Origin of the sequence: Herbaspirillum frisingense GSF30 (assembly GCF_000300975.2) — a bacterium.
Classification (GTDB): Bacteria; Pseudomonadota; Gammaproteobacteria; order Burkholderiales; family Burkholderiaceae_D; genus Herbaspirillum; species Herbaspirillum frisingense.
The window spans coordinates 139,494-159,356 of sequence record NZ_AEEC02000006.1; the positions used below are offsets into that span (position 1 = coordinate 139,494).

Below are 19,863 nucleotides of genomic sequence, written 5' to 3' on the forward strand. Positions count from 1 at the left end.
ATTTAATCTACGAGTGCGAGAGGTCGCCAAGCGTTGTCTGCCTAGGCGCAGCGACGCGCCGTAGTGGTGCTACGGCAAGGAGCTGCAACAACGGCAGGCGACGCTTGGCGGCCTCTCCCGGAGGGTTGGCCCCAGAAGGCGCGCCTTGCCACCACGCCTTCTGGGGCCAACGCATCTCGCAGATTAAATGTGAGCAGGCCCTAATCGGCGGATTCCGTAAACTTCGTAAGTCGTCGGTACATGTCGTTACTCGCCCTCTGCATGTGACGCGCGGCCAAATCGCTTCCTTCGAGGACGTTTCCCGACAGGAGGTATTCGGTCAGTTCCTCATGCTCTTCCCACGCTCTGCCCGGGGTTTCCGGCTCGTCCAATACGATGAGCATGGATCGCATCAGGTGCGCCCAGCGCGTATTCATCATTTGCTCGATGACGTGATTTCCGGAGAGGCGATAGATGGCGCGATGGAATTCCAGATCTGCTCTCACCAGGTTCGCCAGTGGCTCGCCGCTTGCATAAGCTCTTTTCCCTTCCATGAGCGCAGCCTTGAGCGCCATGACCTGTTCGGGCGTGGCGATCCTGTCGGCCACGCGTTGTGCGGCAAGCCCGGCAACAGTGACTTCCAGCGCCTTCCTGGCCTGATACATCTGTTTCATGTAATCCGGATCGATAGGGGACACGACCAGTCCTTGCCGTCCCGAATCCTGCACTAGGCCTTCGTGTTTAAGGAGCTGTAGTGCGTGACTTATCGGTTGCCGGGACACGCTCAGTTCCGCCGCCAACTCGGCTTGCCGAATTCGTTGCCCGGGCTTCAGCGTTCCAAGGGCGATCGAGGTCAGCAACTGCTCGAATACCTGATCAATGAACGGGGAGGTGTCTTCGATAGTCATGATTATTGAATTCCGTATTCCGAACTCGAATAATAGGCAGCGGTTTTTGGACTGTCAACGATTGTTGGCGCGAAAAACGCCGTAATTACGGGGTAAATGGCGGATTGGTCTTGAATTTTATTGCACGGCTCTGATGCAAAAACTTCAACGGGTGCTAGTTATATTGTTATTTTAATAAATATTTCTTGGCTATTTCGAGATAAATATCTCAATTAACGTAATTGGGTCACTAAATTGGAATTCTGAATTTGGGGGCGCTCGGCGCAGCGCCTGTATTCGGCTGGAGCTTGACGCGGAAACAGCGCTGATTCAGAGGCTGATTGATGATGCCCTGCGGGCAGGGTGATGGATGTCGCCCCCCTCAGAGTGCGACCATCAGCTGTTCCCAGGTGCGATGTACGTGGCGGCCCAGGCGCAACGCGCCTTCAGGGCTGGAGAAGTGCTCCAGAGCACGCTGTATTCGGCATGGCAGGCACTGGACTGAACAAGGTGGCAAGCAGCGTAGGCCGCTTCGGCGGTGTGGGCTGCTTGCCCTTGGCAGCAGCAGTTTTTTTGACAGACCCCGCTGGTCTAGGCTGCCGGCTTGCCGATATCCGGATTTCCACTCGCATCAAGCTGTACCTGGCGTACCGTGTGAATGATTTCCTCCAGCGGGCAGGGCTTCCACAGGAACGCTGAAAACAACTTCAGCGTAGCCCGGGAGTCCGTCAGCGGCGTGGCACTCAGCAAGACGATAGGGATGTGCCGATAACGGCCATCCGCCCTGAGCGCTGTGGCGAACGTCAGCCCATCCATGACCGGCATGCGCAGGTCCGTCAGGATGACGTCGACCCGCTGGCCCTCCATGACCGCCAATGCTTCAGCGCCTTGTCCGGCCTGGAGCACGCTATAGCCCTCCATCTCGAACACATCGGCGAGCAGGGACCTGACATACACATTGTCTTCGATCACCAGGATGGTAGCGGCAGCCGACTTCGGGTTCATGACAAGCCTACGAGCGAAATTGAATAAGACATATCTGCGCGGACCGAGGCATGGTTTGCCCATGCCCTTCCCGCACGATGGCGCGAATCAATGGAAAGTCGTCGCTCTGTGCGCATTGAAGCCGGCGCGTCCCGCCAGCTCATCATGCTCCTCGATGAAGAGCAGGAATTCCATGTGATTTCTGGCATTGACCCAGGTATCCATTGCCCGCGCATTCGGAATTGCCGATGAGCTGATGTGTTCGCCGATCAGGCCGCCGACCCAGCGCCGGATTTCGGCGCACTCCGCTCCCGCAGCATGCATCGCGATGAGGCAATTCCTGGTAGCCGCCCGGACCAGATCTCCTACGATCAGGTTGGCGCCAGCCATCTCCGCCAGTCTGGTCACGATCAACATGTACCGGCCGGCGACGTCCTGCGCATGACTATTTAGCATTTTTTCTCCCATGGGCGTCGTTATACGCCCCTGGAGAATTCATGCCATCAGGATAATCCTTAGCGCCTGCACAACGTCGATCCTGCCCATTCGCCCCCTCTGGGTGTTGCAGCTCAGGTAATTTCTGATACTTGATCCTTAACGGCCAATCAATAATGGGCCCATTGGACGTCACCGTTGAAGGGAGCAGTCATGGACGTTTGTGCTATCAAGGTGGCGTCGAAAGCGGCCAAGCGGTTCGTCATTGTCGTGTGTCTCATCATCGTCGGTCTGGAAGGCTGGTCCAGCTGGCACGAGCGCCGAACGGTGATCGAGGACTCGTTCCGGTCGACGGCCAACATGGCCGTGGCGCTTTCGCAGCATGCGGACCAGGCGCTGGACGAAGTCGATATCGTGCTCAAGGCCGCGCTGGAGCAGTCGATCAGTACCGGCAAATCAGCTGCCGACAGGACACGGCTGCACAACTTTCTGGTCCAGAACGTCAGTGATGTCCCGCAACTGGCGGGGCTGTTCATCTATGACGAGAAGGGTGCCTGGGTCGCCACGTCGCAACCGGTCCTTGAAAGCCGGTTCAATAACAGCGACCGCGACTATTTCATCCACCACAAGGAGCAGCGCTTGAATACCGCCTTCATCGGCAAGCCCGTGCGCAGCAAGTCGACCGGCCATTGGGTGCTGACGATGAGCAGGCGCATCGACAAGCCCGATGGAAGCTTTGGGGGTGTCGTTCTGGCGACGCTGGACATCAACTTCTTCGAGCGTTTTTATCACCAGTTCGATATCGGGAAGAAGGGGGCCATCCTGTTCGGTACCAATGCGGCCACCGTCCTCTATCGGCGCCCGCTGCTGGCCGATTCGATGGGCAAGTCTTTGACCGATTCCCCCTTGTTCCAGCAGCACGTCAAGCTGGCCGATTCCGGTGCGGTCGAGATTCGCTCGACCCAGGATGGCGTGGTGCGGATCAACAGTTTCAAGCACCTGACCAATTACCCGCTTTTCATGATCGTGGCGGTGTCGAAGGACGAAGTGCTCCATAACTGGACGCGTCACGCCATCGAAAAGGCCGTCGGTATCAGCTTCCTGCTCCTGGCCGTCTGCTACGGCGGCAGCAAGATGGTGACCCAGGTTGCCCTGCGTGAGCGCGCACAGGCCGAGGCCGTGACCGCCCAGGAGAATCTGGAAAAGATGTTCCAGCTGCTGCAGGTGCAGTCGCGCCGGGATGGACTGACCGGCGCCATCAACCGGCGCTATTTCGACGAGTTGCTGGAGCTGGAAGTGGCGCGCTTCGGCCGTTCAGGTGGAGCACTCTCGTTGCTCATGATCGATGTCGATCACTTCAAGAAGTACAACGACAGCTATGGGCACGTTGCAGGGGACCAGTGTCTGCAGAAGGTGGCCGCTGCCATCGCCGAGGCGGCCAGGCGCGAAGTCGATGTGGTGGCCCGCTACGGTGGCGAAGAATTCGCCGTCCTACTGCCGGCATGCGGCCGGGCGGGCGCAACCGTTGTCGCCGAAAGAATTTGCGCCGCCGTCAGGGCACTGGCCATTACCCACCCCTCCAGTGAAGACGGCGTGGTTGGCGTGAGCGTCGGCATCAGCTCGATCGAGTCGGACAAGGGCTTCACATTCCAGCCCCGGGAAATCGTGGAGGTCGCAGACAAGGCGCTCTATGTCGCCAAGGAAAACGGGCGTGGAAGGGCGGTCTACCGGGAGTTCACCTACCGCCCGCCAGTGCTGGTCTGGTCGGCGTAGAGATGCCGTAATCCCGCATGTTTCAGCTGTAACTTTTCCGCGTCCCGATGCAACCGGGCCGTAACCGGCGCAGGCCAAGATGACTACCTATCGAAACCCCAGTCATCGGAGAACACCATGCGCTTCTACCTCTTCTACTTCGTCGCCGTCGTCAGCCTGATGGCAAGCACCGTGGCCGAAGCGGCTACCGCCGGCCAATATCACAGCCCGGATGAATGGTGGTTCTTCCAGGTCATGGGCGCCCTCGGCGGCTTCTCGTTCTAACTGATCAGACAAGGAGAACATCATGGCCGCAGCACTGCTCCACCTCGCCAGCGAGATCTACACCCGGTTCGCACCCGCCCTCCAGGAGATGGTCGCGCATACGTTTTGAACGGGATTCGATGCAAGTGGGGAGGGGGCAGCCTTCCCACCCGGGGTGACCGGATGCCCGTATCAGATGTCCAGCTGGAACTGCACCGGTTGCGCCGGTTCGGCAGCACCCGGCTTGAGCAGGCCGCTTGCCTTGACTCCCAGCAGGCGGATGGATTGGTCAAAAACGATGCGCTTGAGGCAATTGCCGGCGGCCTTCCTGATCTCCCGTGCATCGGCCGTCGCCGCCGTCAGCGTGGCATCGCGGGTCACGGTCGAGAAATCCTTGAAGCGCAGCTTGATCCCGACCTTGCGGCAGAGGTAGCCTTTGCGGTCCAGATCGGCCGCCACCTGCTCGCACAAGCGCGTGAAGATCGCCCCCAGTTCATTGCGGTCGCGGACGGCATCGAGATCACGTTCGAAGGTGGTCTCGCGGCTCATGGACACCGGTTCGGACTCGGTGACCACCGGTCGATCATCGATGCCATGGGAGACGCGATACAGCCAGGCGCCATAGCTCCGGCCGAAATTCTCCACCAGCCAGTCTTCCCGGCAGGCGGCCAGTTCGCCGATGGTCCGGATAGCCAGCGCATCGAGCTTCTTGGCCGACTTGGGGCCGATGCCGTTGATCTTGCTCACCGGCATGGGCCAGATGCGATCCGGGATGTCCTCCATCGTCACGATGGTGAAGCCGTCCGGCTTCTGGATATCGGAGCACAGTTTGGCCAGCAGCTTGTTGGGGGCAATGCCGACCGAACAGGTCAGTTGGGTGGCCTCGAAGACCGAGCGCTTGAACATCGCGACGATGTCTTCCGATGTTGCCTCCAGCAAGGAAATGTCGGTATAGATTTCATCGATGCCGACATCCTGGATGATGGGGCTGATGGCCCTGATGGCGTCCTTGAAACGGCGGGAATACTGGCGATACAGCTCGAAATTGACCGGCAACAGGATGGCCTCCGGCGCCAGGCGCGCCGCGCGCATGGTGGGCATGCCGGAATGTACGCCCAGCGCACGGGCCTCGTAGGTCGCCGTGGTCAGCACGCCCCGGCCGACGTAATCCTTGAGCCTGGCGAATTCCAGCGTGCCATCTTCCAGCGCCTTGGGCGCGTGCGTCTGTCGCCCGCCGACGACCATGGGCAGGCCACGCAGTTGTGGATAACGCGAAAGTTCGCAAGACGCAAAGAATGCATCCATGTCGATATGAGCTATGCGCCGCGCAGGGGACATGTTCTTCAGGGACCGAACTGCCAGGGTTCGTGATGGGGAAAGCCGGAAAAGGGGTGATTGTATCCAGAATCCGCTATTTCCTGCGAAAGCCGGCGTATCCCGTTCCACTCGTGCGGCTGATCGTGTCCGGGCAGGAGGGGGTGAAGAACACAGCGCACCCCCCTGCAGCAGAAAACACGCAGCTCATGGTAATTTGACGGTTCAACCCGGGCTGGCCGGAATGCGGTCGCCCGGCACCAATCAACCTGCCGTGAGGGATAACAAGATGGAGCGCTGGGTCGCGTATGCATTTATTTCGATGGCCTTCGCCGGCTTTACTTCAGTCATTGCAAAGCTTGGGTTGACCGGCATCTCGGGCGACCTGGGGTTGGCGATACGGACCTGCTTCGTGTTCCTGTTCGTACTGCTGTTCGCAGGCGTCGTCGTACCGGCCTCGCAGCTGGAAGCGCTGACATGGAAGAACTTCTTCTGGCTCGGCCTCTCCGGGGTGACGACCGCCGGCTCCTGGATTTTCTATTACAAGGCGATCAAGATGGGTGACGTTTCGACGGTCGCGTTGATCGACAAGGGCAGCGTGATCGTGGCCGTCCTGCTGGCGTGGTGGATCCTGCGCGAGGCGATCACCCCGGCCAAGCTGGCAGGGGCGGGTTTGATCGCGCTGGGCTTGGTGGTGATATCGCGCGGGTGATACGTAAAGAGGGGAATACTCGAAGAAGCCGGATCGTGGGCGGGGAGGGCGGCTGCCCATCCACTCCGAATGCTCCGCCCGTCCTTGCGTCAAGGCTTGGACGTGTCGGGCTTGCCCGCCAGCGCGCCTTCCTCGACCAGTACCCCGCCCCGACCGCTACGCTGGATTCCGGCCGGGGCGTGCAGGGGCGGTTGTCCGCCCAGCGTGCCTTCATGGTCTTTCTCTTCCTTCTCGAACTGCGTTACCGTCGGCGCCTCACCGGGGCGCACTGGCTGATCGGTGCGCGCATTGGCGGGATCACGTTGATTTTCTGGCCGATTTTCAAGCTGGTTCATCGCTGTTCTCCTCAAGATAGTCCAGAGCATTCACGATAGCGCCAGCCACCCACCGCGTGCATCAGGCAGGCTCGCAATCCCGCGTCAGCCAAGGCCTGACAAGGCTCATCATTGGGCAGCGTCCTGTTCCATGGCCCGCGTGCGTATCGTTTGCATGGCACGCAGCAGGACCTCGCGCTCACTGGCGCTCAGCGCCTGCAGCAGATAGGCCTCGCGTTCTTCGACCATCGGCACGATCTTGCGGTAGAGCCTGCGCGCCTGGGCGGTCGGCTTGACGATGCGAGCACGGGCATCCTCCGGGCTGGGTTCGCGCAGGATCAGGCCTGCCGTTTCCATCCGGCCCAAGGCACGGCTGACCTGCATCTTGTCCAGTGAGGTATGGGGTACCAGATCGCTGGCCTGCATCTGGCCCTGTTCGGCCAACGCGGCCAGGATGCGCCACTCGTCGCGGCTCAGGCCGAAGCGGTCGGCGTAGACCGAGGCGACCGAGCGACTGACGGCCTCGGCCAGTTGCGCCAGCTGGTAGGGAAAGAATGCTTGCAGTTTCATTCCGACATGGTAACAGACGTTACCAAACCGCCAAAGTCGGGCAGGGCTTGATGCAGATCAATTCCCGCTGCGAAGCTTGTCCATCGGTAGCGCCTGCGCGTTGACCGCACTCCTCATGCATCCATATAGTAACAACCGTTACTAATCAGGGCTGCGCCCGTCCGAGGAGATCCACCATGCATATCGATCGTATCCACCACGTTGCCTACCGCTGCAAGGATGCCAGGCAGACCGTGGAGTGGTATGGAAAATACCTGAACATGAATTTCATCCTGGCCATTGCCGAAGACCAGGTGCCCTCGACCAAGGCGCCCGATCCCTACATGCATGTGTTCCTGGATGCTGGCCAGGGCAATGTGCTGGCCTTCTTCGAGATTCCCGCCTCGCCGCCCATGGGGCGCGATGTCAATACACCCGCCTGGGTCCAGCACATCGCCTTCAAGGTCGACAGCGAAGTCACGCTGCGTGAGGTCATGCAGCGGCTGCAGGCCGATGGCATCGAGGTGGTCGGTATCACCGATCACACCATCTTCAAGTCCATCTATTTCTTCGATCCCAATGGTCATCGGGTCGAACTGGCCGCCGACTGCGCGACGCCGGAACAGTTGCAGCGGCTGGACGCGGTGAAGTGGGACATGCTGGAAGAGTGGTCGCGCACCCGTCGCGCGCCCCGCCATGCCGCATGGATGCATGCGGATGAATTCAGTGAGCAGGCCCGCTGAAGCAAGCCGTCGTGACAACAATATTCCAAGGAGACTTCTGTGCAGAGCACCTATACCTACCCACGCTTTACCTATCGGCAGTCCGACGAGCAGCGCGACGGCAAGCCGCAGCTTCATCCCGTGGTCATCATCGGCGCCGGGCCGATCGGCCTGACCGCCGCTCTGGAATGCGCCGCGCGCGGCCTGCCGGTGGTGGTGCTGGATGACAACGACACCGTCAGCATCGGTTCACGCGCGGTCTGCTATGCGCAGCGTCCGCTGGAGATATGGGACCGGCTGGGCGTGGCCAGGCGCATGGTGGACAAGGGCGTGAGCTGGCAGGTGGGCAAGGTGTTCTTCGAGGACCGCCAGGTCTATCGCTTCGACCTGCAGCCCGAGGCGGGGCACAAGATGCCGGCCATGATCAATCTCCAGCAATACTATCTGGAGCAATACATGGTCGAAGCCTGCCAGGCCCATCCCCTGATCGAGCTGCGCTGGAAGCACAAGGTGCTCAACCTGAAGCAGGACGATCATTGCGCCACGCTGTCGCTGGAGACACCGGACGGCTTCTACCACACCCAGGCGCAATGGATCATCGCCTGTGACGGCGCCAACAGCGATACCCGCAGGATGGTGGGCGCAGCATTCAGCGGGCAGTTCTTCCAGGACCGCTTCCTGATTGCCGACGTCGTCATGAAGGCCGGCTTCCCCGCCGAGCGCTGGTTCTGGTTCGACCCGCCTTTCCATCGCGGCCAGAGCGTGCTCCTGCACAAGCAGTGTGACAACGTCTGGCGCATCGATTTCCAGTTGGGCTGGGATGCCGATCCGGAAGAAGAGAAGAAGCCCGAAAAGGTGATTCCTCGCATCCAGGCCATGCTGGGCAAGGACGTGGAGTTTGAACTGGAATGGGTCTCGGTGTACCAGTTCGCCTGCCGCCGCATCGACAACATGCGCTACCAGCGCGTGCTTTTCGCGGGTGACGCCGCGCATCAGGTCTCGCCCTTCGGCGCCCGTGGCGCCAATACCGGGGTACAGGATATCGACAACCTGGTCTGGAAACTCAAGCTGGTCATCGATGGCCATGCCCCGGTCAGTTTCATCGACAGCTACCACGAGGAGCGCGCCTGGGCGGCCGATGACAACCTGCGGCAATCGACCCGCTCGACCGATTTCATCACCCCCAAGAGCCCGGTGAGCAAGCTTCTGCGTGACGCCGTCCTGAGCCTGGCCGAGACCGAGGCGTTTGCGCGCACCCTGGTCAACAGCGGCCGCCTGTCCACGCCCACCCCCTACCGCGACTCGTCCCTCAACACCCCTGACAGCGCGTTCTTCAGTGCACACATGGCACCCGGCACTCCCTGCGCCGACGCCCCCATCCTGCGCGATGGTCGCCCCGGGTGGCTGCTGGAAGAACTGGGAGAGGGCTTTACCATCCTGGTGTTCGCGGCCGAGGCGCCGGATCTGGTCATTGACGTTCCCGGTGTCGAGGTCAGGATCAAGACCATCGCCGCACCCGGCTCAGGCGCCGACCTGATCGACCTCGAAGGCCTGGCCGCCCGGCGGTATGCGGCACGTGCCGGCAGCACCTACCTGATCCGTCCCGATCAGCACGTCGCAGCCCGCTGGCACCAGGCCGATGCCGCCGCGATCATGGCGGCCGTGGCGCGCTGCGTCTGTCATTGTGTGGCGTAGATGGCTGCGCTCTGGCGCTGGCGCTTGAGGTGGTACATGCCCTGGTCGGCGCGCGCCAGCAGTGCGTCGATGCTGCTGCCGTCATCCGGGTAGCGGGCGTGGCCCAGGCTGGCGCTGATGCACAGCGCATCGGCGCCGATCTGGAAGGGCTGCGACAGCGCCTGATGCAGCTTGTCACGGATGATGCCGATGTCGCCGGCGGATACGATCTCAGTGAGCACCACGAATTCATCGCCGCCGATACGCGCAATGGTATCGGCGTGGCGCAGACTGTCTGACAGGCGGCTGGCGATCTGCATCAACAGCAGGTCGCCCGCCGCATGACCGTAGCGGTCATTGACCGTCTTGAACCCGTCCAGGTCCAGGAACAGCAGGGCGAACGCACCCTGTTCGCGCTCGGCGCGGGTGAGGGCGGAGCTGATCCGCTCTTCCAGCAGCAGACGGTTGGGCAGGCCGGTGAGGCCATCGTAGAGCGCTTGCCGGCGCAGGCTTTCATTGAGCGCGCAGGCCTGTCCCAATTGTTCGCTGAGATGCCGGCAGCGACGACGCGCATGCCGCAGCAGGCCGCCGAAGATGCCCATGGCACCCAGGCAGGCGCCGCTGACGGCCAGTTGCCCGATCAGGGCCAGTTCGCTGTTATCCATCCCAAACATAGAAGACCGCACCTTCCTTCATTGCGACGCACATGAATCCCCGGCCATAGATGTTCCTGATCTCGAACCGGGTGTGGACGAGTTGCGCCAGCTTCTTCCGGATGCGATAGATGATGGTATCGATGCGATGAGGATCGAAAATCTCCGCCGTGATGTTGAGCGCATGCAGCAACTGTTCCGAACTGACCGGAAAGTGCGGACTGAGAAACAGTGTGGTCAGGATCGCGCATTCCTTGTCGCTCAGCGCCAGCCGTTCGTTATGCGGGCTGACCAGGGTCCCCTGGCGGCGGTACAGGCTCCAGGCTTCGGGAGGGCCACTGGTGGGCGCATGCCGGATATGCAGGCGTCGCATGAAAGAACGTATCGTCGCCAGCAATACGGAATCCCTGACCGGCTTGTGCAGGAAGTAGTCGGCGCCGTCATGCAATGCGTTTTCATGCGCCGCTTCACTGCCGTTGTCGGCAATGACGACGATGCCCAGCAGCGGGAATTTCTGGCGCAGGTCCGCCACCAGTGGACGCAAGCCGCTGGTGATCCGGTGCGTCTCGAGAATGAGGATGGCCGGTTTTTTTTTGAACCTCGCCCTCCAGCTGCGACAGTGCCGCTACCGCCCTGACCGGAAGTCCACTCGCTTCAAGGACCTTCAGCACGCTCCCCGGTCCCGTGTCTGGATGCTCTACGATTAACACTGCCACGTCGACTCACATCCCCAAAATGAAACAGCCCTGATCTGTTATAGCGCTCTCAACGGATGAGTCTGATTATTGGTTACGTTATACCCGCTTTTGTAAGCGGGGAGATTCACAGAAAATCTCTTGAAAATTGCTATTTTGCAATAAACTGTCGTCCGTGTTCATGCCCGATGCAATGGCGTACAGGCCTGAGCACGCTCAAGACGGTGTACGGGCGCAGGAGGGGGGGAGGGAGATAGGGCCGGTGAGCCGGATGCCCGGGGCATGCTGTCATGACAGCAGGTGTGCGGGCCTGCGGGTAAGGATGGGGGAAGAGCGGAGGCGGTGGGTGCGGCTGGCGCAGCGCGGTGGCCTTGCGGACCACCGGCTGCGGTCATTCATTCATGCATTCATTCGATGTCCCGACCGAAATACTGGGCCACATCGCCCTCGGTCCAATCCTTGATGACATCGCGCTCAAGCAGTACGCGATACTCCGAGCGGACCGCACCGGCCCCCAGCTGGATCGTACGGTTTTCCAGCGTGTAGACGGTCTGGTGGATGCGGGTGGTCATCGAGACATGCCGGATGACGGCGCCGATTTCCGGCTCCTGCCGGTCGTCGTTGGCGGGAATGTCCATGGCGCGTCCTATTTCATCTGCGCGCGCCGGGACAGGATCTTCTCGATCTTCTCCTTCAGCGTGGCGGCGTTGAATGGTTTGACGATGTAGCCGTCGGCCCCTTCCTGGGCAGCCATGACGATGTTCTCCTTCTTGGCCTCGGCGGTGATCATCAGCACCGGCAGGTGCGCCAGCGCGGGTGAGGAGCGAATCTTCTTGAGTAGCGTCAGACCGTCCATGACAGGCATGTTCCAGTCAGTTAGCACGAAGGTGATATTGGAGGCACCAGACTCCAGGATCTTCAGCGCCGTGGAGCCATCGTCGGCTTCCACGATCTTGGTGTATTCCAGTTCCTTGAGCAGACCGCTGACAATGCGGCGCATGGTCGAAAAATCGTCGACGACGAGAAAATGCTGATCTGTATCTGCCATGTGACTTGTGCCTTGAGCGGTGACGTATCTCCCCTCAGGTCAGCAAGATGCATGCCGGCAGGTGCAGCCGGCCAGACACCCGCGTCATCACGACGATTCAGGTGAACGGTGGCGGTCGTGCCAGCAAGTGCAGCCGTCGCCATGGCCGGTGGGCCCGAGGGGGAGGGACGACGAAGCCCTCGTTATACCAGAAGTCAAGTGGCCACCAAACCTGTGCGTAAGCGGGAAAGCGCCCGCTTTTCCCGCTTTGCCAATCCGCTCGCATCGGCGTGCAATGCAAACCGTCGCTTCATGCGCTGGGAGGTGTCTACCATGAAAGACGGTGTGTAATGCAAGCCGGCAGTCAAATCCGGCAGTTGTGCAAACGCGAATCCCCCGGCTCAGTGCTTGCCCTGCATCGATGTGGCCGACCGTGCGCCATGCCCATGAGGCGATAAGGCCTGACTCTACCCCTCTGTTCGGGATAGGGGGGGGACGGCGTCCGACGTATCATCGCCTGCGCGCCGACGTGACCCCACCGGCCCCATTCCAATCCACACCAAGACTCACATGAATCCTCTTCGTCGTCTCCGCCTGGGTACGCGCCTGGGTGCCGGCTTTGCCGTTCTTCTCGCGTTGCTCGTCATCATCACCCTGGTCGGTGTCGTCCGCATGTCATCGCTGGACAACACCGCCAGCGAGTTGAGCAGTCGCATCTATCCCAAGGTCAATGCTGCCCAGAAGATGCAGTACCTGATGATGAACATCGCCCGTTCGGCGCGCAACATCATCATCCTGAACGACCAGGCCCAGATGGCGAGCAACAAGCAATCCATCGACAAGGACCTGGTGGAATTCCAGAAGGCGCTGGACTATCTGCGCAGCAATGCGGTGACTGAGGAAGGCAAGCGTCTGGTCAATGCGGTCGATGAAGCCGGCAAGAACTACTTTGCCTTCACAGCTGATGTGGTGAGCCTGGGCCTGAAAGACCAGGGTGAAGAAGGGCAGCGCCTGCTGTTCGGTCCGCGCTACAAGACCCAGGGTGAGTTGCTGGAAGCCTTGCGCCAGCTGGTGGGGCGGTACGAGGAGCAGATGCGCGAGGCGACCACCGCCGCGCACGCCACCTATGTGAATTCGGCGGCCGTCCTGATCATCTCGGCGGTCATTGCGATCCTGATCGGCCTGATCGCCGCCTTCATGATCAGTCGTTCCATCACCGTGCCGATGGCCGATGCCCTGGACGCTGCGCGCAAGGTGGCCAACGGCGACCTGACCAAGCACATCGATGATCGTGCTCCCGATGAAACCGGTGAACTGCTCGGCGCCCTGCGCGAGATGAATCATTCATTGGTCGATATCGTCGCCAGCGTGCGCACCGGTGCCGACACCATCGCCACCGCTTCACAGGAGATCGCGGCGGGCAACCAGGATCTTTCCTCGCGTACCGAACACCAGGCCAGTTCGCTGGAAGAGACCGCCTCGTCCATGGAGGAACTGACCTCCACCGTGCAGCAGAACAGCGCCAATGCCCGCCAGGCCGCCGAGATGGCGCAGGCCGCATCAAACATCGCCGGCCAGGGCGGCGAGATCGTGGGGCAAGTGGTGGCGACGATGGACGACATCGACGCCTCCGCCCGCAAGATCGTCGACATCATCGGCGTGATCGATGGCATCGCTTTCCAGACCAACATCCTGGCCTTGAATGCGGCAGTAGAAGCTGCTCGCGCTGGCGAGCAGGGGCGCGGCTTTGCCGTGGTGGCTACCGAGGTGCGCAGCCTAGCACAGCGATCGGCTGCGGCTGCCAAGGAGATCAAGGTACTCATCGGCAATTCGGTGGAGAAGGTCGATTCTGGCGCGCAGCTGGTCAAGCAGGCTGGACAGACCATGCAGGAAATCGTGCAGAGCGTGGCCCAGGTCAATACCATCATCGGACAGATCAGTGCCGCAGGAGAAGAACAGCGCGCCGGTATCGAGCAGGTCCATCAAGCGGTGACGGCCATGGACGAAGTCACGCAACAGAATGCGGCGCTGGTCGAACAGGCCGCCGCCGCGTCACGCGCCATGCAGGGGCAGGCCGGTGAGCTGGCCGAGCAGGTCAGCATCTTCCGACTGCCGGTACAGGGCGCCGCGTCGATGCGTTGATTGGTCTTGGCCAATGCCTCCCGCGTGGATCGCGGGAGGGATCTGGACCAATAAAAAGCGGCTGCCTGAATAAAGACGGGCAGCCGTTTTTTTTGCGCGCTCGTGAGGAATGACGAGAATGTCGCCACGCACCCAGGGTGGGGAGCTTGGAGGAACGCAGAGGGATGTGAAGACTGTCGCGACCGGAACCGGTCGCGACCAGGTCAGGGCGTCTCCGCCCGGCCTTACTCCTCGCCGCGTGCGGCCAGATCGATGGCGCGCACGATGGCCACGGCCTTTTCGATCACTTCTGCCTGGCTGCTCACGCGCATGCTTTTCTTGAGATGGTGGATGTCATCCCGGGTCTTGCGGCTCACCGGAACGTTGAGGAAGCCGTCGGGCTCGACCAGAAAGCGAGGCGGCGTCGCGGTAACGGTTTCAGGTGTCTTGGAACGTCTGGGCATGGATCTCTCCCTTTTGATTGGTCTGGATGACGGCAGCGGAGTGCCTGCGGCAATATAACTGCGAACTGAAAAATATTAGAACTTATTTTTTCGATTTTACGTTTTTTCCTCGTCTTCTCCTAATTGGCGAGAATGCGAAGCTGATCTATAGCGCCATCGCAACATCGCAGGAATCAGAAAAGACCAGGCTTGCTGCAACTGCGTCATGAAGTTGATTTTCATTACCGTGGCAGCGGTCCGGCCAGTTTGAAACTTTAGTTTTCGTATGATCAGCTGCCCGCCCGTGTTGGACTATTCCTAGGTGGAATCGGCTGTACCGGGCAGCTTTTGTCAGGAAAGGATGAGCGCTTGCAGAAATTGCGGAAACCTAATATTTTTTCCTGACCTGCAGCTGTTTTTTGCCTGACCCGGACTTCACGAGAAGGGTGGGGCGAATCCGGATCGCAGGCGAGAGCGGGCATGGTAATTGCATCAGTACGGAGGCGTCCTGTGCGCTGCCCGATAGGGGTGGATGCGCATCGCAGGGGACGGGACATCGGGGGTATTTTCTAAGTTAGACATCGCCTGCATCGCCACGAGTGATACCGAAACAGGCGCCCCCTGTTTGCCCGTCAGCATGGATCATCAATTCAACGACAACAAGGGAACCACCATGAAGTTCGTCAAGACCGTAATCGCTGCATCCCTGGGCCTGATGGCCGGTTTGGCCGGATCGGCCCATGCCGACAACCTGGCCGACATCCAGAAGGCCGGGGTGGTGAAGATCGGCGTGCCACAGGACTTCGCGCCCTATGGCTCGGTCAATTCCGACTTGCAGCTGCAGGGGCTGGACATTGAAGTGGCCAAGCTGGTGGCCAAGGGCATGGGTGTCAAGGCCGAGCTGGTGCCGGTCCCCATCTCCAGCCGCATGGCCTTCCTGCAGACCCACAAGATCGACCTGATCATCTCGACCCTGGGCAAGAATGCCGAGCGCGAAAAGGTGATCGATTTCTCGCAGGGCTATGCGCCCTATAACAACAGCGTCTTTGGCGTGGCCGCCATCAAGGTGGCCGGTCCGGCTGACCTGGCCAACCAGACCGTGGGCGTGGCGCGCTCCACCTTCGAAGACCTGATGCTCACCGACAGCGTGCCCAAGAGCACCGTCATCAAGCGCTATGAAGACAACAACGGCCTGATCTCGGCCTACGTCTCGGGCCAGGTCCAGATCGTCGGTACCGGCGACTTCGTGGCCTATGCGCTGGCCGAGAAGACACCCAACAACAAGCCGCTGCTCAAGTACATCATCAATGTCTCGACCTGTTATGTCGGCATGAACAAGGGCGAGCCCGCACTCATGGCCAAGGTCAACGAGGCCCTGACCGCCTCCAAGAAGAGTGGCGAGCTCAATGGCATCGTCAAGAAGTGGCTCAACGTGCCGCTGCCGGAAAAGATCGCCACCACCTACCAGTAAGAAGCATGATCCGGTCCGCATCGCGGGCCGGTACTGGTCCTCTGCACTGCGCGCCGCGTCCTGCGGCGCTGCTCTCCCCACTCCTCACTCTGTACCTTTCCACCTGCCGCCCAGCCCAGGCTGCGTCCCCGGCCGCTGCCATCGCAGGCGGGTACGTTTCTTGCTGGAAAAATGACAAGCGGCAACCTCGGGGGCGGCCGCATGCACCATTACTGGGGAATCATCATGAAGGTCTTTGGGAACCTGCGTATCGGCAGCCGTCTGGCTGGCGGTTTCGCGCTGGTATTGGCGTTGTCCATCCTGATCATGGGCATTGGCGTCTGGCGCCTGCAGGTGGTCAGCAATGTCACGCAAGAGATGGTCAGCCAGTCGGTGCGCAAGGAGCGCCTGATCTCGGGCTGGTATGGCAACCTGCGCGCAGCCATCCTGCGCACCATCGCCATGTCGCGCAGCACCGACCTCACGCTCAACAATTATTTCCTCAACGAGGAACTGGCTTCGGTCAAGGAGAGTGCCGATCTGCAGAAGGAACTGGTGCCGATGTTCGACACCGCCAATGAAAAGGCACTCTACGCCGAGATCGAGGGCATGCAGAAAGACTACAAGGCGATCACGCTGAAGATGATGGACCTCAAGTCCACCGGCGAACAGGACGCTGCCAACAGCGTGCTGATCCAGGAGTTCATGCCGCTGTCCAAGAAATACCAGGTCGCCATGCGCAAGCTGCAGCAGGCCGAGCAGGCTGAGATCGATGACGCGGCCGCCAACATCGTCGCGCTGGCCGCGCGCAGTCGCATCCTGTTGATGGTGCTGGAGGCGGCCGCGCTGGTCTTTGGCGTGCTGTGCGCCTGGCTGCTCACGCGCAGCATCGTGCGCCCGCTCAAGCAGGCCGTGGGACTCTCGCAGCGGGTGGCCGCAGGTGATCTGACGGCGCAGATCAGCGTGACTTCACGCGATGAGGTCGGCCAGTTGCTGGCCTCACTGCAGGACATGAACACGCGCCTGCGCGACCTGGTCGCGCGGGTGCGGCATGGCACCGACGCCATTGCCACGGCATCCGGTGAAATCGCCGAGGGCAACCAGGACCTGTCGGCCCGCACCGAGCAGCAGGCCGGCGCGCTGGAGCAGACCGCCTCGGCCATGGAAGAACTGATTTCCACCGTCCGCACCAATGCCGACAATGCCCAGCAGGCCAGCCGCCTGGCGGCCTCGGCTGCCGGCATCGCCGGCGAGGGCGGGGTGGTGGTGGGGCGTGTGGTCGATACGATGGACGCGATCAACGGCGCGTCGCGCAAGATCGTGGACATCATCAGCGTGATCGACAGCATTGCCTTCCAGACCAATATCCTGGCCTTGAATGCTGCCGTGGAAGCGGCGCGCGCCGGCGAGCAGGGGCGTGGCTTTGCCGTGGTCGCCTCAGAAGTGCGCAGCCTGGCGCAACGTTCGGCGGCAGCGGCCAAGGAGATCAAGTCACTCATCGACGATTCGGTGGACAAGGTCAGTGCCGGCAGCACGCTGGTGGAACAGGCCGGTGCCACCATGTCGCGCGTGGTCCAGAGCGTGGAGCAGGTCAATGCCATCGTCAACGAGATCAGCGTGGCCAGTACCGAGCAGAGCGAAGGTATCCAGCTGGTCAATGACGCCGTCGCGCAACTGGACGACATGACCCAGCAGAACGCCGCACTGGTGGAACAGGCAGCAGCTGCTGCGGCTTCCATGCGGGGTCAGGCAGGGGAATTGACGGAACTGGTCAGCGTGTTCCGGGTAGAGGGGCAGGCGGTGATCACGCCAGCGGGTGGGGCTGATGAGTCCGACGAGCCTGGCGCTTCTGCCGGAGGTCGCCGGCTTGCCTTGTTCTCCCGTCGTCGGCCGCTGCTGACGGCGTGAGAGAGGCAAGCCAGGGTAATGTCGATGATGCAAGGGCGGTAGAACATCGCAGGGCCTGACGGGACGCCCTCATGGTCGTCCCGTCATCTGCGGTGGTGGCTTGCTCTTACTGGAAGGTCGTTGCCATCTTGGTCGGCAGCGGCACATTGAGCCACTTCTGCACGATGCCATTGAGTTCGCCGCTCTTCTTGGCGGCGGTCAGCACGTCATTGACCTTGGCCAGCAGGGCGGCTTCGCCCTTGTTGAGGCCCACGCTGCAGCTGGACTCATTGATGATGTACTTGAGCACGGGCTTGTTGTCCGGCGCTTTCTCGGCCAGTGCGTAGGCCACGAAGTCACCGGTTCCCACCAGTTGCACCTGGCCCGAGACATAGGCCGAGATCATGGCGTTGTTGTCTTCGTAGCGCTTGATGGTGGCGCTCTTGGGGGCAGTGTCGGTCAACTGCAGGTCCTGGAAGGTGCCACGGGCCACGCCCACGGTCTTGCCGGCCAGGTCGGCCGGGCCGGTGACCTTCACTGCGGCCACGCCGAAGACGCTGTTGTTGTACGGCGCATAGGCTTGCGAGAAATCGATGACCTTTTCACGCTCGGCATTCTTGCCCAGCGTCGAGATGACCAGATCGGCCTTGTGCGTCTGCAGGTAGGCGATGCGATTGGCGCTGGCCACCGGAACCAGCTGCACCTTCACGCCCATTTTCTGCGCGATCAGTTTGGCCACGTCGATGTCCAGCCCTTGCAATTGCAGGTCGGCGTTGACCGAGCCGAAGGGAGCGAAATCCTGCGGCACGGCGATGCGCACGGTGCCGGACTTCTGGATATCGGCCAGTGCGTCGGCGTGGGCGGTATTGACGGCCAGTGACAGCAGGGCCAGGGAAACGGCCAGGGCCGGTTTTGCAAACTTCATGGAAACCCCTTGAAAAATAGATGCGTCTGGAGCTTTCCCAATTGCAATGAGCGTGCCAGACGCTATGGACAGGTAATCGGCCGGAATTGAATCGGTAATCGACCCGGAAGCGGCTGATCGGGGATGATACGCCAGGATGCCCTTCCTGGGCGGGTGTTCATGGGGCATGGAAGGGACGAACTTGGGGCGGGGGTTCACCAAGTTCGGGCTTGTCTCATTGATTGATAATCGACAGATAAGCGACCGCCAGGGGCGGAAATCCAAAAAATTCCGAATGCCGGATGAAAATGCCCCGCTTTTGCCAGCTGCCTTGCCTGTTCGACTAGGATGGCGCCTGTTCTTTCGCGAAGTTTCTGTTTAACGGAAACTGTTTGGCGGTATAAAATCATCCTAAAAATGATCCTTTCATTTTCTTGCGCAGATACTGAATCTCTGTTCCATAGCTTGCCGGTCAAGCGATTCAGGAATATCGAACGCGTGGCGCGCCGCAAACTTCTGATGATTCACGCTGCTTCTGCATTGTCGGTGCTACAGGTGCCTCCAGGTAATCATCTTGAATCATTGCGCGGAAACCGGAAGGGGCAATACAGCATTCGCATCAGCGGCCAGTGGCGAATTTGTTTTCGTTGGACGGCTGAAGGCGTACACGACGTTGAAATCGTCGATTACCACTAGGAGTGCACGATGACGAAGAAACTGGACGAAATTCATCCAGGTGAAATCCTGCTGGAAGAATTCATCAAGCCCATGGGGATGACGGCGGCGCGCGTGGCGGCCGATATAGACGTGCCGGTGTCGCGTATCAGTGAAATCGTACGTGGCAAGCGGCCTGTCACTGTTGATACGGCGGTACGCCTGGGCGTCTACTTCAGGATGGATCCCAAATTCTGGCTCAACCTGCAGGCCGAATACGATTTGCGGATCGCTCAACGTGAACTGCTGCCGATCATCAAGACTCGTATCCGTCCCATGATGGTGTCCGGTGCTTGAGCCGAACACCTCGCTGCCCGCTGCGAGCGGATTTGTTTGATATGCCGCAAGGTTGACGGGCAGGGCGGCTCCTACCATAGATTCAT

At 60.7% G+C, this 19,863-nt stretch carries 23 protein-coding genes; 11 read left to right on the forward strand and 12 right to left on the reverse strand.

Annotation, left to right across the window (positions count from 1 at the left end; translation table 11 throughout):
- Positions 1-200: 200 nt before the first annotated feature.
- On the reverse strand, positions 201-887 hold the full coding sequence (locus HFRIS_RS06415) for a GntR family transcriptional regulator (protein WP_006462456.1): 687 nt from the start codon (positions 885-887) through the stop codon (positions 201-203).
- Between the two features lie 349 nt (positions 888-1,236).
- On the opposite strand from HFRIS_RS06415, the gene HFRIS_RS25935 reads away from it, so the two are divergent.
- On the forward strand, positions 1,237-1,371 hold the full coding sequence (locus HFRIS_RS25935) for a hypothetical protein (RefSeq protein ID WP_255411858.1): 135 nt from the start codon (positions 1,237-1,239) through the stop codon (positions 1,369-1,371).
- 86 nt (positions 1,372-1,457) lie between these two features.
- On the opposite strand, the gene HFRIS_RS06420 is transcribed toward HFRIS_RS25935, so the two are convergent.
- Positions 1,458-1,871 carry a response regulator gene (locus HFRIS_RS06420; protein ID WP_006462457.1) on the reverse strand — a complete coding sequence of 138 codons (414 nt, stop codon included), beginning with the start codon at positions 1,869-1,871 and terminating at the stop codon, positions 1,458-1,460.
- Positions 1,872-1,958: 87 nt separating this feature from the next.
- Positions 1,959-2,306 (reverse strand): hypothetical protein, encoded by a 348-nt coding sequence (locus tag HFRIS_RS06425; RefSeq protein ID WP_006462458.1) that lies wholly within the window; start codon positions 2,304-2,306, stop codon positions 1,959-1,961.
- A 192-nt stretch (positions 2,307-2,498) separates the two neighbouring features.
- Here HFRIS_RS06425 and HFRIS_RS06430 point away from each other — a divergent pair, with 192 nt between their 5' ends.
- Both HFRIS_RS06430 and HFRIS_RS25415 read left to right on the forward strand, forming a co-directional pair.
- Positions 2,499-4,058, forward strand: a complete 1,560-nt coding sequence (locus tag HFRIS_RS06430) for a sensor domain-containing diguanylate cyclase (protein ID WP_006462459.1) — start codon at positions 2,499-2,501, stop codon at positions 4,056-4,058.
- 117 nt (positions 4,059-4,175) lie between these two features.
- Positions 4,176-4,322: a hypothetical protein gene (locus HFRIS_RS25415; protein ID WP_158243267.1), complete on the forward strand. Its 147-nt coding sequence runs from the start codon at positions 4,176-4,178 to the stop codon at positions 4,320-4,322.
- 171 nt (positions 4,323-4,493) lie between these two features.
- On the opposite strand, the gene dinB is transcribed toward HFRIS_RS25415, so the two are convergent.
- Positions 4,494-5,639, reverse strand: a complete 1,146-nt coding sequence (dinB, locus tag HFRIS_RS06435) for a DNA polymerase IV (protein ID WP_039874696.1) — start codon at positions 5,637-5,639, stop codon at positions 4,494-4,496.
- A 265-nt stretch (positions 5,640-5,904) separates the two neighbouring features.
- Between dinB and HFRIS_RS06440 the strand changes: the two genes are divergently transcribed.
- Positions 5,905-6,327, forward strand: coding sequence for an EamA family transporter (locus HFRIS_RS06440; RefSeq protein WP_039874736.1), 423 nt, complete (start codon positions 5,905-5,907; stop codon positions 6,325-6,327).
- An 89-nt stretch (positions 6,328-6,416) separates the two neighbouring features.
- Here HFRIS_RS06440 and HFRIS_RS25530 read toward each other — a convergent pair whose 3' ends face one another.
- Positions 6,417-6,662, reverse strand: a complete 246-nt coding sequence (locus HFRIS_RS25530; RefSeq protein WP_006462462.1) for a hypothetical protein — start codon at positions 6,660-6,662, stop codon at positions 6,417-6,419.
- A 108-nt stretch (positions 6,663-6,770) separates the two neighbouring features.
- Entirely contained in the window at positions 6,771-7,211 is a 441-nt protein-coding gene (locus HFRIS_RS06450) for a MarR family winged helix-turn-helix transcriptional regulator (protein WP_006462463.1), read from the reverse strand.
- A 176-nt stretch (positions 7,212-7,387) separates the two neighbouring features.
- On the opposite strand from HFRIS_RS06450, the gene HFRIS_RS06455 reads away from it, so the two are divergent.
- Both HFRIS_RS06455 and HFRIS_RS06460 read left to right on the forward strand, forming a co-directional pair.
- On the forward strand, positions 7,388-7,933 hold the full coding sequence (locus tag HFRIS_RS06455) for a VOC family protein (protein ID WP_006462464.1): 546 nt from the start codon (positions 7,388-7,390) through the stop codon (positions 7,931-7,933).
- 39 nt (positions 7,934-7,972) lie between these two features.
- On the forward strand, positions 7,973-9,607 hold the full coding sequence (locus HFRIS_RS06460) for an FAD-dependent oxidoreductase (RefSeq protein ID WP_006462465.1): 1,635 nt from the start codon (positions 7,973-7,975) through the stop codon (positions 9,605-9,607).
- Here the strand turns inward: HFRIS_RS06460 and HFRIS_RS06465 are convergent.
- From HFRIS_RS06465 to HFRIS_RS06480, 4 genes are all read right to left on the reverse strand, one after another.
- Positions 9,592-10,251 carry a GGDEF domain-containing protein gene (locus HFRIS_RS06465; RefSeq protein ID WP_039874698.1) on the reverse strand — a complete coding sequence of 220 codons (660 nt, stop codon included), beginning with the start codon at positions 10,249-10,251 and terminating at the stop codon, positions 9,592-9,594. The two genes, HFRIS_RS06460 and HFRIS_RS06465, sit on opposite strands and share 16 nt — an antisense overlap.
- Positions 10,244-10,783 (reverse strand): response regulator transcription factor, encoded by a 540-nt coding sequence (locus HFRIS_RS06470; protein ID WP_006462467.1) that lies wholly within the window; start codon positions 10,781-10,783, stop codon positions 10,244-10,246. Before HFRIS_RS06470 ends, HFRIS_RS06465 begins: the two co-directional genes overlap by 8 nt.
- Before the next feature lie 558 nt (positions 10,784-11,341).
- On the reverse strand, positions 11,342-11,572 hold the full coding sequence (locus tag HFRIS_RS06475) for a hypothetical protein (RefSeq protein WP_006462468.1): 231 nt from the start codon (positions 11,570-11,572) through the stop codon (positions 11,342-11,344).
- A gap of 8 nt (positions 11,573-11,580) precedes the next feature.
- The gene (locus HFRIS_RS06480; RefSeq protein WP_006462469.1) at positions 11,581-11,982 is read right to left on the reverse strand and encodes a response regulator; all 402 of its coding nucleotides are present in this window, start codon (positions 11,980-11,982) and stop codon (positions 11,581-11,583) included.
- 549 nt (positions 11,983-12,531) lie between these two features.
- Here HFRIS_RS06480 and HFRIS_RS06485 point away from each other — a divergent pair.
- Positions 12,532-14,103, forward strand: a complete 1,572-nt coding sequence (locus tag HFRIS_RS06485; RefSeq protein WP_039874699.1) for a methyl-accepting chemotaxis protein — start codon at positions 12,532-12,534, stop codon at positions 14,101-14,103.
- Positions 14,104-14,327: 224 nt separating this feature from the next.
- Here the strand turns inward: HFRIS_RS06485 and HFRIS_RS06490 are convergent, their stop codons facing one another.
- Positions 14,328-14,546, reverse strand: a complete 219-nt coding sequence (locus tag HFRIS_RS06490; protein ID WP_006462471.1) for a hypothetical protein — start codon at positions 14,544-14,546, stop codon at positions 14,328-14,330.
- Between the two features lie 652 nt (positions 14,547-15,198).
- Between HFRIS_RS06490 and HFRIS_RS06495 the strand changes: the two genes are divergently transcribed.
- Both HFRIS_RS06495 and HFRIS_RS06500 read left to right on the forward strand, forming a co-directional pair.
- Positions 15,199-15,996, forward strand: coding sequence for a transporter substrate-binding domain-containing protein (locus HFRIS_RS06495; protein WP_039874743.1), 798 nt, complete (start codon positions 15,199-15,201; stop codon positions 15,994-15,996).
- Between the two features lie 225 nt (positions 15,997-16,221).
- On the forward strand, positions 16,222-17,883 hold the full coding sequence (locus HFRIS_RS06500; protein ID WP_152486646.1) for a methyl-accepting chemotaxis protein: 1,662 nt from the start codon (positions 16,222-16,224) through the stop codon (positions 17,881-17,883).
- Between the two features lie 106 nt (positions 17,884-17,989).
- Here the strand turns inward: HFRIS_RS06500 and HFRIS_RS06505 are convergent, their stop codons facing one another.
- Positions 17,990-18,787, reverse strand: a complete 798-nt coding sequence (locus HFRIS_RS06505) for a transporter substrate-binding domain-containing protein (RefSeq protein ID WP_006462477.1) — start codon at positions 18,785-18,787, stop codon at positions 17,990-17,992.
- A 396-nt stretch (positions 18,788-19,183) separates the two neighbouring features.
- On the opposite strand from HFRIS_RS06505, the gene HFRIS_RS24725 reads away from it, so the two are divergent.
- Both HFRIS_RS24725 and HFRIS_RS06510 read left to right on the forward strand, forming a co-directional pair.
- On the forward strand, positions 19,184-19,462 hold the full coding sequence (locus HFRIS_RS24725; RefSeq protein WP_152486647.1) for a type II toxin-antitoxin system RelE/ParE family toxin: 279 nt from the start codon (positions 19,184-19,186) through the stop codon (positions 19,460-19,462).
- A 9-nt stretch (positions 19,463-19,471) separates the two neighbouring features.
- Positions 19,472-19,777 carry a HigA family addiction module antitoxin gene (locus HFRIS_RS06510; RefSeq protein WP_006462479.1) on the forward strand — a complete coding sequence of 102 codons (306 nt, stop codon included), beginning with the start codon at positions 19,472-19,474 and terminating at the stop codon, positions 19,775-19,777.
- The last annotated feature ends 86 nt before the right edge of the window (positions 19,778-19,863 follow it).